At 72.1% G+C, this 13,094-nt stretch carries 10 protein-coding genes; 5 read left to right on the top strand and 5 right to left on the bottom strand.

Translation table 11 applies throughout. From position 1 onward, the window contains the following. The first annotated feature begins 223 nt into the window (after positions 1–223). Positions 224–2,506, top strand: coding sequence for a S9 family peptidase (locus tag ASC54_RS09875; protein WP_156376813.1), 2,283 nt, complete (start codon positions 224–226; stop codon positions 2,504–2,506). A 30-nt stretch (positions 2,507–2,536) separates the two neighbouring features. Here ASC54_RS09875 and ASC54_RS09870 read toward each other — a convergent pair whose 3' ends face one another. Beyond that, on the bottom strand, positions 2,537–3,463 hold the full coding sequence (locus ASC54_RS09870) for an aldo/keto reductase (protein WP_055898707.1): 927 nt from the start codon (positions 3,461–3,463) through the stop codon (positions 2,537–2,539). 36 nt (positions 3,464–3,499) lie between these two features. Next, positions 3,500–3,994: an 8-oxo-dGTP diphosphatase gene (locus ASC54_RS09865; protein WP_235451480.1), complete on the bottom strand. Its 495-nt coding sequence runs from the start codon at positions 3,992–3,994 to the stop codon at positions 3,500–3,502. Between the two features lie 49 nt (positions 3,995–4,043). Between ASC54_RS09865 and ASC54_RS09860 the strand changes: the two genes are divergently transcribed. The 4 genes from ASC54_RS09860 to ASC54_RS09845 all read left to right on the top strand — a co-directional run bounded on the left by ASC54_RS09860 (position 4,044) and on the right by ASC54_RS09845 (position 7,874). Continuing rightward, complete coding sequence (locus ASC54_RS09860; protein WP_055898701.1) at positions 4,044–4,757, top strand: Pr6Pr family membrane protein; 714 nt, start codon at positions 4,044–4,046, stop codon at positions 4,755–4,757. Position 4,758: 1 nt separating this feature from the next. Next, positions 4,759–5,634 carry an aminodeoxychorismate lyase gene (locus tag ASC54_RS09855; protein WP_055898698.1) on the top strand — a complete coding sequence of 292 codons (876 nt, stop codon included), beginning with the start codon at positions 4,759–4,761 and terminating at the stop codon, positions 5,632–5,634. Between the two features lie 70 nt (positions 5,635–5,704). Next, positions 5,705–7,030, top strand: coding sequence for a hypothetical protein (locus tag ASC54_RS09850; RefSeq protein ID WP_055860545.1), 1,326 nt, complete (start codon positions 5,705–5,707; stop codon positions 7,028–7,030). Positions 7,031–7,208: 178 nt separating this feature from the next. Next, positions 7,209–7,874 carry a type IV toxin-antitoxin system AbiEi family antitoxin domain-containing protein gene (locus ASC54_RS09845; RefSeq protein ID WP_055898695.1) on the top strand — a complete coding sequence of 222 codons (666 nt, stop codon included), beginning with the start codon at positions 7,209–7,211 and terminating at the stop codon, positions 7,872–7,874. On the opposite strand, the gene ASC54_RS09840 is transcribed toward ASC54_RS09845, so the two are convergent. The 3 genes from ASC54_RS09840 to ASC54_RS09830 all read right to left on the bottom strand — a co-directional run bounded on the left by ASC54_RS09840 (position 7,871) and on the right by ASC54_RS09830 (position 13,022). After that, a complete protein-coding gene (locus ASC54_RS09840; protein ID WP_055898693.1) occupies positions 7,871–10,003 on the bottom strand; it encodes a DEAD/DEAH box helicase in 2,133 nt (710 codons plus the stop codon). The two genes, ASC54_RS09845 and ASC54_RS09840, sit on opposite strands and share 4 nt — an antisense overlap. A 296-nt stretch (positions 10,004–10,299) precedes the next feature. Beyond that, positions 10,300–12,087 carry a DUF2207 domain-containing protein gene (locus ASC54_RS09835; protein WP_055898689.1) on the bottom strand — a complete coding sequence of 596 codons (1,788 nt, stop codon included), beginning with the start codon at positions 12,085–12,087 and terminating at the stop codon, positions 10,300–10,302. A 26-nt stretch (positions 12,088–12,113) separates the two neighbouring features. Further along, on the bottom strand, positions 12,114–13,022 hold the full coding sequence (locus ASC54_RS09830) for a glycerophosphodiester phosphodiesterase family protein (protein ID WP_082515031.1): 909 nt from the start codon (positions 13,020–13,022) through the stop codon (positions 12,114–12,116). Positions 13,023–13,094 lie beyond the last annotated feature (72 nt).

Below are 13,094 nucleotides of genomic sequence, written 5' to 3'. Positions count from 1 at the left end.
TCGGTATGAGGAGGCGGCGACGGTGACGACTCCCCCCGTTCCACCGCCGGCGGATCGCTGAGGCGGTGACGGGTGGTCGTGAAGCAGGCCACGTTAGAGCATGAGCCCAGCATCCGCACCCCCCTTCGGGGGTCAATTCCCAGCCGGCGGCCCCGCGATCGGCGTGAGCGCGCGGATCGGGGCGTAGATGAGAGTTCTCTCACCGCCCGCCTACGCTGGTCGGATGAGCGAGACCTCCACGGCCCCGATCGCCGAGCGCATCCCCCACCGCCGCGAGCACCACGGCGACGTCGTCGTCGACCACTACGAGTGGCTGCGCGACAAGGAGAGCCCCGCGGTGCTCGACCACCTGCGCGCCGAGAACGCCTACAGCGACGCCCGCATGGCGCACCTCGAGCCGCTGCGCGAGCGCATCGTCGCCGAGATCAAGGGCCGCGTTCGAGAGACCGACATGGGCATCCCCGTGCGGGAGGGCGACTGGTGGTACTACGGCCGCACGGTCGAGGGGCTGCAGTACGCCATCCAGTGCCGCGTGCCCGCCGCGCCGATCGACCCCGCGAACCCGCAGGATCCGGCCGCGTGGACTCCCCCGCCGCCGCTCGACGACCCATCCCAGCCGCGCGAGGGCGAGCAGGTCATCCTCGACGCGAACGCCGAGGCCGAGGGCCACGAGTTCTTGAGCCTCGGCTCGCTCGACATCACGCTCGACGGCCGCTTCATGCTCTACGCGGTCGACACCGAGGGCGACGAGCGGTACACGCTGCGGATCCGCGACCTCACCACCGGCGAGAACCTGCCGGATGAGATCGCCGAGACCGCGGCCGGCGCGTTCTTCTCCCCCGACGGCCGCTTCGTCCTCTACTGCACGGTCGACGACTCGTGGCGCCCCGACACCGTCTGGCGGCACGCCGTCGGCACGATCGGCGGTGAGGCGGGCGGCGACGTGCGCGTCTTCCACGAGCCCGACGAGTCGTACTGGGTCGGCGCGGGGCTCACGCGCTCGCAGCGCTTCCTGCTCATCGAGGCCTCGAGCTCGATCACGAGCGAGGTGCGCTACCTCGACGCGTCGACGCCCGAGGGCGAGTTCGCGGTCATCCGCCCGCGCGTCGACGGCGTCGAGTACGACGTCGAGCACGCGATCATCGACGGCCGCGACCGCTGGCTCATCACCCACAACGACGGCGCGCCCGACTTCCAGGTCGACTCCGTCCCGATCGAGGCGGGCACCGGGTCGACGGACACCGGGTCAACGGGCACCGAGGCGGCGGATGCTGCGCTCGCCCCGGTCGTGACGCTCGTGCCGCACCTGCCGGGCCGGCGGGTCGAGGGCGTCGACGCCTTCGCAGGCTTCCTCGTGCTCGACTCGCGCCGCGACGGCCTGCCGCGCACGGGCGTCGCGCGGCTCGCGCCGGGCATCCGCGAACAGGACCTCGATTTCGTCGACCTCGAGGTCGGCGACGGGCTCATCTCGATCGGCGCGAGCGGCAACCCCGAGTGGGGGCAGCCGATGCTCCGCGTCGGGTACACGAGCTTCATCGAGCCGGCGACCGTCGCGAACCACGTCGTCGCGACCGGCGAGTGGATCATCCTCAAGCGCCAGCCCGTCCTCGGCGGGTACGACCCGGCCGACTACGCCGAGCGGCGCGACTGGGCGGTGGCCGACGACGGCACGCGCATCCCGATCTCGCTCGTCTGGAAGCGCGGGCTCGTGCCGGCGCTCGACGGCGCAGACGGGGCCGACGGCGCGGACGGCGCGGACTCCGCGGGTGCGCGCGAGGGCGCCGCCGAGCCGAGCCCGACCCTCCTCTACGGGTACGGCTCGTACGAGGCGAGCATGGACCCGGGCTTCTCGATCCCGCGCCTGTCGCTGCTCGACCGCGGCGTCGTCTTCGCGATCGCGCACGTTCGCGGCGGCGGCGAGATGGGCCGCGCCTGGTACGAGAACGGCAAGACGCTCACCAAGACCAACACCTTCACCGATTTCGTCGCGAGCGCCCGGCACCTCATCGACGCCGGGGTCACCGCCCCTGACCGGATCGTCGCCGAGGGCGGCAGCGCGGGAGGGCTGCTCATGGGCGCCGTCGCGAACATCGCGCCGGAGCTCTTCGCGGGCATCCTCGCCGACGTGCCCTTCGTCGATCCGCTCACCTCGATCCTCATGCCCGAGCTGCCGCTCACGGTCATCGAGTGGGACGAGTGGGGCGACCCGCTCCACGACCCCGACGTCTACGCGTACATGAAGGCCTACGCGCCGTACGAGAACGTGACCGAGCAGCCCTACCCGCGCATCCTCGCCGTGACGAGCCTCAACGACACGCGCGTGCTCTACGTCGAGCCCGCGAAGTGGGTCGCGCGGCTGCGCGAGGTCGGCGCCGACGTGCTGCTGCGCTGCGAGATGGAGGCCGGCCACGGCGGGGTCTCGGGCCGGTACTCGGCCTGGAACCAGCGCGCGATCGAGCTGGCGTGGATGCTCGACGTGCTCGGGCGAGCCGACACCGCCCCGTAGGGCGGGGCCGGCCCGCGATCGCGGCGCTCGCTAGGCCGAGGGCGCGGTCGGCGCGCCGACCGCCGCGAGCTCGTCGGCCGTGAGCTCCAGGGCGAACGACTGCAGCAGGCGCGGCAGCTGCTCGACCGTGCGCGCCGACGCGATGGGTGCGCCGATGGTGGGCTGCTGGCGGAGCCATGCCAGCGCGACGGCCGCGACCGAGACGCCACGGGCATCCGCCACCCGATCGAGGGCGTCGAGCAGCGCGAGGTTGCGCGGGTCGTCGAGCAGCTTCGTGGCGTTGCCGGCGCGCGCCGAGTCGACCTCGACGCCCGGGCGGTACTTGCCCGTGAGGAACCCGCCCTGCAGCGCGCCGTAGGGCAGCTCGACGAGGCCGAGCTCGGCGACCGTGCCGCGCAGGGTCGTCTCGTAGTCGCGGCGGACGAGGCTGTAGCCGTCCTGCGCGACCGTGAAGCCCGTCACGCCGAGCTCGGCGGCGATCGCGACGGCGCCGCGGAGGCGATCGGCGGTGAAGTTCGAGGCGCCGACCGCGCGGATCTTGCCGGCCGTCACGAGCTCGCCGAACGCGGCGACGTACTCCTCCTGCGGCACCGAGTCGTCGTCGCGGTGCGCGTAGTAGAGGTCGAGGTGGTCGGTCTGCAGGCGGCGCAGCGAGTCGTCGACGGCGGCGCGGATGTTCGCCGCCGAGAGCCCCGGGCGGGCCTCGAGCGCGAAGACCTTCGTGTGGATCTCGACGTCGTCGCGGCGCCCGCGGCGGGCGAGCCACTCGCCGAGCACGGTCTCCGACTCGCCGCCGGAGTTGCCCGGCGCCCAGGAGGAGTAGACGTCCGCGGTGTCGATCGCGCGGCCGCCGGCGGCGACGAAGGCGTCGAGCACCGCGAAGCTCTCCTCGCGCGAGCTGGTCCAGCCGAAGGTGTTGCCGCCGAGGACGAGCGGCCCGAAGTCGTGTGCAGTCATGCTGTCGACGCTACCCAGCGCACCTGGAGCCGACGTTCAGGTGCGGCGAGCGCCGGTCCAGTCCTCCGCGACCATCACGTCGCCCTCGCTGAACGTCAGCGTTGCGGCGACATACTCCCCCGCGAGCGCCCGCGGGACCCACCGGCCCGCATCGGCCCACATGCGATCGAACGGGATGCCCGACACCGGGAACCACGCCGGCTCGAGCTCGGCGCTCGTCGTCGCGTCGCCCGAGAAGACGCTCGCGGTGAACACGCGGTGGAGCTGCGAGAGGTGCGGCCGGTCGAGGAACGGGTACGCGATCTCGGCGATCGGCACGAGATCGCGGGCCGCCACCTCGATGCCGACCTCCTCGCGCACCTCGCGGATGGCGGCATCCGCCGCGGTCTCGCCCGGCTCGAGCTTGCCGCCGGGGGCGACGAGCCGGTCGATGCCGAGGCCCGTGCGCTTGCGGCCGAGCAGCACCTCGGTGCGCGGGCCGTCGGGGGTCGCGAGCTCGCGCGTCAGGTAGACGGCGGCGACCTCGAACATCGGCACGGCGCCAGCCTAGGCGGGCCGCGCGGGTTGATAGCGTGTCGGCGTGACGACGACGTCTTCCCCCGCGCCCTCCGCCGACCCGCGCCCCGGCGCCGCCGAGCCGACCCCGAGCGCGGTGATCCTGCGCCTGCGCCGCATCGCGGGCGTCCTGAGCCTCGTCGCCGGGGTGAGCGTCCTCGCGAGCATCGTCTGGCAGGTGAGCGACCAGGTCGCCGCGGGGCGATTCGAGCCGACCGAGTACTTCGCGTACTTCACGATCCAGACGGCGCTCATCAACATCGTCGTGCTCAGCGTCGGCGGAGTTCTCGCCTTCCGCACGCCGATCGACACTCCGCTGTACGCGGCCACCCGCGCGAGCGTGTTCGCGTACGCGGTCGTCACGGGCGTCGTGTACAACCTGCTGCTGCGCGGCATCCCGAACGACGACGGCTACATCGCGCCGCCGTGGCCGAACGAGAACCTGCACGTGTGGATCCCGATCTACATCGCCCTCGACTGGCTGCTCAACCCCACGCGCCCCCGGCTGCGGTGGAGCACCATGGGGCTCGCGGTGAGCTTCCCGCTCATCTGGGTGGGAGTCACGATGGTGCGCGGTGCGATCACGGGCTGGTACCCGTACCCCTTCCTCGAGCCGTTCGGCCCCGCCGGCGTGCCGGGCGTCGTGCAGTACGTCGTCGGCATCGCGGTGCTGATCATCGCCCTCGCCGCCCTCGCCGTGGTCATCACGCGCGTCCACCACCGCGTGGCGCGGCGCTGACATGGCGACGCACGAGCACCTGATCCTCGTCGAGCACGACGTCGAGGGGCACGCCACCGGCTGGGTCACGGCCCACCCCGACCTCCCGCAGGTTCGCGTGACCGACGTCGCCGCGACGCGCGGCGACGGCGTCTTCGAGACGATCAGCATCGGCAGCGGGCACCCGCAGGCCCTCGCCGCCCACCTGGAGCGCTTCGCGCGGTCGGCGCGCATGCTCGACCTGCCCGAGCCCGACCCCGCTCTTTGGGGGGATGCTGTGCGCGCCCTCGCGGAGCTGCTGGCCGATCACGACGAGGCCTGGGTGAAGATCGTGCTCACGCGCGGCGTCGAGGGTCAGCCGACGCCGACCGGCTGGGCGTACGGGACGGTCTCGGCCGACTTCCGGCGCGAGCGCACGGACGGGATCGACGTCGTGCTGCTGGATCGGGGGCTCCGCAGCGACGTCTCCGCGACATCCCCCTGGCTGCTCGCGGGGGCGAAGACGCTCTCCTACGCCGTCAATCGCGCGGCGGCGCGCGAGGCTGCGCGGCGCGGGGCGGACGACGCGCTGTTCGTCTCGAGCGACGGGCTGCTGCTCGAGGGGCCGACGTCGACGCTCGTCGTGCGCCGCGGGACGGAGCTGCTGACGCCGCCCGCCGCCCTCGGAATCCTTCCGGGCACGACGCAGGTCGACCTGTTCGCGGCGGCTCCGGAGTGGGGGCTGGAGGGACGCGTGGCGACCCTCACGGCCGCGGATCTCGCCGCCGCCGACTCGGCGTGGCTCGTGTCGAGCGTGCGGCACGCGGCGCCCATCCGATCGATCGACGGCGTCGAGCGCGCGATCGACTCGGAGCTCTCCGCAGCGATGAACGGGTTCCTCCGGCGCCGGCTGCGCTGAGCCGGCCGGGCCTGGGAGTCCTCGGGACGTTCCTCGCCGTCCCGGAGCCCACGCGCGTAGGGTGGCGGATATGAGCAGCAGTCTGGAGTGCCTGACCGACTGGATGACCCGGCAGCGCTGGTACGCCGGCAAGGGCCGCGTTCCGAACCTCGTCGAGGTGACACGCGAGGTCTGGCCGACCGATGAGCCCGAGGCTCGCGTGATCGTGCTCATCCTTCGCGACCTGGCGAACAACCCGCCCTCGCTCTATCACGTGCCGCTCGTCGCCCGGAGGACGATCCCGAAGGGCGCTGGGCCTCACCTGATCGGCCGCGACTCGGACGACGACTACCTCTTCGACGGCGCGTACGACCCCGCGTACACCTCGGCGCTGCTGAAGCGCATGCACATCCACCGCAGCGATCGTCGCGCGCGCGTGCACGGCGGCGAGCAGTCGAACACGTCGATCATCTTCGACCAGGGCGGCGAGGCGCCGCTCGTGGCGAAGGTCTTCCGGCTCGTGCACACGGGCGAGAACCCGGACGTGACCCTGCCGTCGGCGCTCACGTCGCGCGGGTACCGGCAGGTGCCGCGCATGCTCGGCTCGATCACGGGCTACTGGAACGACCCGTACCACGGCGATCGCACGGCGATGGGGCATCTGGCGTTCGCGCAGGAGTTCGTGACCGATGCGACCGACGGGTGGGAGCTCGCGCTCGCGTCGGCCGCCGCGGGCGAGGATTTCAGCGCCGAGGCGGAGCGCCTGGGCCGCACGACCGCGGAGGTGCACACGGGGCTCGCGGAGGCGATGCCGACGCGCGATGCGACCCTCGGCGACATCGTGGGCTTCGTGGCGAACTGGCACCACCGGCTGTCGGTCGCGACCTCCGATGTGCCGGCGCTGCGCGCGCTGCGCCCTGCGATCGAGGCGGTGTACGACGCGGCGCAGGATGCGCCGTGGCCGCAGCTGCAGCGCATCCACGGCGATTTCCATCTCGGGCAGGCGCTGCGTCGCTCGACGGGCGAGTGGGTGCTCGTCGACTTCGAGGGCGAGCCGCTGCGCCCGCTCGACGAGCGCAACCGGGTCGACTCGCCACTGCGCGACGTGGCTGGGATGCTGCGCTCGTTCGATTACGTCGTGGGCGCGCGTCGCAACACCGCGGCGGATGCCGCGGCTCGCGACGCCGTCGACCCCGAGTGGGCGCACCGCTGCCGCCGGGCCTTCCTCGACGGGTACATCGCCCAGTCCGGCACGGATCTCCGAGCCCACCGCGCCCTCCTCGACGCGTTCGAGCTCGACAAGGCCGTCTACGAGGCGATGTACGAGGCGCGCAACCGCCCCACGTGGCTGCCGATCCCGCTCGCGGCGGTCGAGCACCTCGTCAGCTCGGACCGAGCAAGCGCCCGCCCCGCCTGAGCCTGCGCGCGTTCACCTGAGCGCCCGCACACGACCGTCGACTTCGGCACACTCACGATGTGGAGGAGTGACGTAATCCGTTTTCGTCACTCCTCCACATCGTGAGTGCGGCGCGCGGGATTGCTGTTTCCGCAGGCCCTCGCGTCAGCGCACCGGCCGAAGAGGCATGGTGCCGGTTATGGATCTCACATCGTGGATCGCGCCTCCAGGTGTTCGCCGGCTGACGGCCGACTGGTTCGAGGCGACGGCGGAATTCGATGAGGATCAGCTGCTCGACGCCTCTCCGTTCTCGGGGATGGTGGCGCCTCGCGATACGCGCCTTCCGCACGAGCGGCTGCTCGACCACCACGGCGGCATCGTCGCCACTGCGGAGCTGCTGAAGGCCGGCGTCGACGAGATGAGCATCCGGATGCTGCTCGGCAAGAGGCGGCTCGTGAGGCTGCGCAAGGGCTGGTACGGGCGGCCGAACCTCCCCACCGACGCCGCTCGGGCGTGGCGGATCGGCGGCCCGCTCGCGTGCGTGAGCGCCCTCGTGCATCACGGCGTTCTCGACCCCGCAGTTCTTCGGGTCGACGACGGTCTGCATGTCGCCGTGCGCCAGAACACCTCGCGTCGGCCGAGCACGCTCACGATCGCGACATACCCCTTCGAGGACCGCGCGGCTGCCCCGCCGATCCTCCACTGGAGCACGCGCGACTTCCACAGCGGCGATCGCGCCGCCGTCAGCATCCGTGCCGCGCTCGAGCAGGCACGGCACTGCCGGCCCCTGCTCGCCGCGCGAGCGGCGGCAGCAGCAGCAGCAGCAGCAGCAGCAGCAGCAGCAGCAGCAGCAGCAAAGACCTAGCGGCTCAGCGCCTCCGTCAGCATCGCGATGAGCGCCTGCAGCTGCACCGTGCCCTCCTGCGAGAGCACCTCGTCCGATCCGTCGAGCGCGCGCGCCGCGAGGCCCGCCTTCGAGTCGATGAGGTCGGCGATGCGCGCGTCGATCGTCTGCGCCGCGAGGATGCGCCAGGCGGTGACGGGCAGCTCCTGACCGATGCGGTGCACGCGGTCGATCGCCTGCGTCTGCTCGGCCGAGGTCCACGAGAGCTCCGCGAGGACGACGTTGGACGCCGCCTGAAGGTTCAGCCCCACGCCCGCCGCCGACAGCGAGCAGACGATGACCGCGACATCCTCATCGTTCGTGAACGCGTCGATCGCCTCCTGACGCGCCTTCGTCGACTGATCGCCGCGCACGCTCACCGACTTCAGCCCCGCCGACGCGAAGTGCGCCTCGGCGGCATCCATGACATCGATGTGCTTGGCGAAGAACACGACCTTGCCGACGTTGCGCGCCAGCTGCGCCGTGTAGTCGGCCGCGAGCACCGCCTTCGCCGTGCCGATGCGGCGCACGAGCGTGAACACGTTGTCGCCGTTGGTCGAGCCCTTCGACTCCTCGAGCTCCGACTGCGCGACGAGGCGCACGAGCTCGGCGTCGACGCCGACCGGAGGCACCTCGCGCGCCGCCGCCACTCGGCGGTAGCGCTCCACGAGACGGGCGATGAGCGCGCGCTCGGAGTCGCGGATCGAGCGACCGTACTCGTCATCGAGCTCGACCGGGATGTCGGCGATGCGGCGAGCGGGGATGTCGGAGGCGACATCCACCTTCTTGCGCCGCACGATGCCCATATCGATGACGCAGCGACGCGCCTCGGCGAAGAAGCCCGGGTCGACGGGTGTGAGGCCCGTCTCCTCCAGTTTCACCATGAGCTCGCCCAGCGGCTTCTTGTCGTCGATCCAGCCCAGGAACTTCCAGATCATCCGGAAATCCTCGATCTGGTTGATGAGCGGCGTGCCCGTGAGCGCCATCATGAGCGCCTTCGGCGTGACCGCGCGGATGCTCGTCGCGAGAGCCTGCACGTGGCGCGAGCGCTGCGAGGTCGCGTTCTTGATGAAGTGCGCCTCGTCGACGACCATGCCCTTGAAGCCGAACCGGCCGAGCCAGCCGACGTGACGGTCGAGGATCTCGTAGTTGACGATGATGACGTCGGCGAACGCGTCGAGGTCGTCGCCGTCGCCGTGGACGACCGTCGACGAGCGCTGCGGGATCCAGCGCTGCACCTCACGCGCCCAGTTCGTCTTCACGACGTTCGGCACCACGACCAAGAGCGGGAACGCCTGCGCGACGTTCGCCGCCATGAGCGCCTGCGCCGTCTTGCCGAGGCCCGGCTCGTCCGCGAGCAGGAACGAGCGGTGACCCGCGCGCACCGCCTCGATGAGCCGCGCCTGGTGACGCATGAGCTCCATGCCGCCCGGAGTCACGAGCGAGCCCGCCTCCGGCAGATCCATCGACGCGGCCTGACCGCCCGCGCCGTACTCGAACGACCGGAACAGCGGTTCGATGAGCTCCCAGTTCGACAGGCGCGCCGTCTGCGGCTTCGGCAGCGCCGCGAGGGCCGAGAAGTCGGGGGCGAGGAAGGGGTTCGCGAGCTGCGCGCGCTTCACCGACGTCGGCAGCACCTGCTTCGCGACCTCCGGCTTCACCGGTGCGGGCTCGGTGATGATGATGAGGTCGTCCGGCTCGAGCTCGGCCCCGGAGGCCAGCAGCATGTCGCGACGCATGAGCTTGGCGGCGTCCGACACCTTGGCCTCGGGCGCGAGAAGCTGGATGAGCGTCGTGTCGCGCGCGGCCGTCTTCGCCATGATGCCGGCGAGGCCGTCGAGACGCTTGAGCACCTCGGCGCGCTCGCCCTCGGGCACCTCGCGGTCCTCCTTGACGCGCGCGCGCTCCTCGCGCACGAGCAGGGCGGCGACCTGGAACTTGGTGCGGTTCGACGGGCTCACCTTGCCGCCGCGCTCGGCGGCGTTCTCCACCTCGCGCACCGCGCGGGCGAGGATCGGGATGATGCCCTGCTCGTCGAGCGGGCGACGGCGACGGGTCGGTGAACCGCCCTTGCGCTGGGACGACTTGACACGCTGGCCGGACTGGGCCATGCCCCTCCTCGGGAACGCGCGGCACGAGGACCGCGGGGATGCTGTGGTGCGTGGGCGGGGCATCCGGACCTCGAAGGAGCATCCGTCTGCGGAACCGCCATCGGCACCCGTGATGAACCGGTGTGCAGTGGCCCCGCCGGTGTGCTCGGGGCCGGTGCCTCCGCGCCCTGACCCGGTCGAGAACGACGCGGTGGGCTCGGGAAGCTGAGAGCAGTCTACGCCTCCCGACGGCGCAACGCAGGCACCATTCTGAGAAAACCCCGACAGACGGGTGGATGCGGCCGCGGCCGCGCGGCTCAGACCCCGCCGCCGCCTCCCCCTCCTCCGCCGCCGCCGGAGGAGCCGCCGCCGCTCGAGCCGCCCGACGAGCTCGTGCCCGAGTAGCTCGACGACACGCGGGAGGACACCGTGCTGATGCCGGAGGAGAACGCGGCGGCCGAGAACGCCGACCGCCCCGAGTACCACGAGGGCTGATGCTGCTCGTCGTAGAAGCGGCCGAGCAGCTCCGCCCACTCCTTCTCGTGGCCGAGCAGCACGGCCCAGGGCAGGAGGCGCTCCGTCAGCCGCAGCGCCTCGTCGCGGTCCTGCACGTCGACCCGGTCGCGCAGGGCGCCCTCCGGCGACTGGAGCACGCGCATCCGGTCGGCCTCGGCGAGCTCGATGTACTGCTCGAGACCGCGGATGTGATCGCGGAGCTCGGCGCCCGACGCCGTCAGCGGCGAGCGCCACAGGCACACGCCCGTGACGATGAGGAGGCCGATCGCGACGGCGATGAGGACGCCGGGGAGCGCCCCGCCCCTGCCCTCGTCGCTGACGAGGATCCCGGTCACGAACGCCGTGATGACGGCGGCGAGCCCGAGCGCGGGGAGCCCCGCGGAGTGCCTCGGCGGGATCGTCGTGCGCCATCCGCGCGATCGTGCATCGGATCCGATCGTCGCGACGAGAGCGGCGATCCGGCTGCCGACGGTCGTGTCGGAGTTCTTCAGCGTGCGCTCGGAGCCAGGGGCGAGGGCGGGCCCGAAGAATGCGGCGAGGAGCTGCGACTCCCGATCGGCCAGCCCCGCGGCCGACTCGAGCCGCAGCCGCCACTGCGAGCGCAGGGAGAACCGCGCATCCACCTCGATGACGGTGATCGCGCGTCGCACCGCGAGGTCGATCAGCTGGCTCGCGACTGCGCGGCTCTGGCGGCGGACGAGCCCCGCGCCCTCGAGCAGCGTGACGCCCTTCGGGGGCAGGTACTCGGCGACGAGGACGGGGCGGCCCGTCGCATCTCGGTACCGCGTGGCGCGCAGGACGAGGGACCGGACGGCGATCGCGAGAAGCGCCAGCAGCGCGACCAGCTGCACCCACGCGGCGGGGCTCGCGAGGTACGAGCGGTCGAACAGCCGGAAGGTGCCGGGCTCGAAGCCGAGCGCGATCGTCGCCGTCTGGTACGGCAGGAGCCCGTCGGCCTGCACCGACACGACCTCCCCCTCGCGCTCGATCGGGCACGTCTCGGTCGAGCCGGCGTCGCCGCGATAGCAGGCGAGCGCGCCGGGGATGAGCGCGTCGGCGAGGCCGTCCTCCAGCACGACGCGGCCGCGGACCTGCGCGAACGGCTGCGCCCAGTCGGTGCCCGTGAGGTTCCAGTAGAACTCCTCGGCGCCGGTGTCGTCGAAAGCGTCGACGACGTCGCGCTGCGTGTAGGTGATGACGTACGTCTGCAGGCCGCGCACGTACCGCCCCTCCGGCACGGCGGCGATGACGTCGACGACGCCGGAGTCCTCCTCGACCGAGTAGGGCCGCCCGATGCCGTTCTCGTCGGTCACGCTCACGACCTCGAGCGCGGTCGTGCGCCCCTGGTACTGGGCGGGCAGCGAGCGGCGGATCCCGCGGTTCTGGTCGAACTCGGGGAACCGCGCGACGAAGGTCTCCACGGTGGTGAGCTCGGCTCTGCCCTCGTCATCGACTCCGAGCCGATACTCGACGTCGAAGGAGTCGAAGGTGAAGTCGTCGACGCTCGCCGCGAGCGGTGCGGCGACCGCGGGCGGCGACCCGAGCATCGCCGTCACGAGCACCGCGGCGAGGAGGGCGAGAGCGCGCATGCGATGACGCTAGCGCCGAACGACGCTCATGTGCCGGGGGCGGTCTCGGCGAGCCAGCCGTCGAGGGCGCTGGGCTCATCGGTGATGACGCCGTCGACGCCGTGCGCCAGGGCCTCGCCCCAGCTCTCCTGCGAGTTGAGCGTGTAGAGCATGATGCCCAGGCCCGCCTCGTGCATCGCGTCGACGACCTCCGGCCGGGCGCGCACCTCCGCGAGGCGCGTCATGACCGCCGCCGCCCCGTAGTAGTGGGCGAGCCGCACCGGGTCGGCGGGCAGCGTGTGCCGCAGCACGACGCGCGGCAGGTTCGGCGCCGCGCGCGCGAGGTGGTGCAGCGAGCCGATCTCGAAGCTCGCGAACACGATCCTGTCCTGCACGCCGGCGGCGTAGATCTCGCTCACGACCGGCTCGAGCTCGTCCTCCGTCCAGATGCCCTTGAGCTCGACGAGCGCCTTCTTGCGCGAGATCTGGAAGACGTCGACGAAGTCGTCGAAGTGCGGGATGCGCGTGCCCGCCCACTCCGGCGCGTACCAGGAGCCCGCGTCCAGAGTCTGAAGCTCGGCCCACGTGCGCTCGGCGACGAGCCCGGTGCCGGTCGTCGTGCGCTCGAGGGTCTCATCGTGGATGATCACCGGCTCGCCGTCGAGGGTCTTCTGCACGTCGAGCTCGACGAACTCCATGCTCGAGTCGAGCGCGGCCTGGATGGCGGGGATCGTATTCTCGGGCGCGCTCGCGCGGTCGCCGCGGTGGCCGGCGATGAAGGCGGGCTGGCCCGGCTCGCGCAGCGTGCCCCACATGTTGGCGGCGTGGACGGTGGCCGCGTCGTGATCGACGACCATGACGAGGACGAGAGCGAGCGACGCGGCGGCCGAGACGGTCATCCGCCGCACGGAGTACGGCCGAGGAGTGCCGCGATCGGGCGTTCGCGCTGTCGTCATCGACGTCGCTCCGTGGGTCGGGGAGCCTGCCTCGGTGCAGGGTTCCGCCACACTATCCCATCCGTTACCGTT

This window comes from Yonghaparkia sp. Root332 (assembly GCF_001425665.1).
Classification (GTDB): Bacteria; Actinomycetota; Actinomycetes; order Actinomycetales; family Microbacteriaceae; genus Microcella.
The sequence above is the reverse complement of the archived record's forward strand: the minus strand, read 5'-3'. Positions and strand labels throughout refer to the sequence as shown.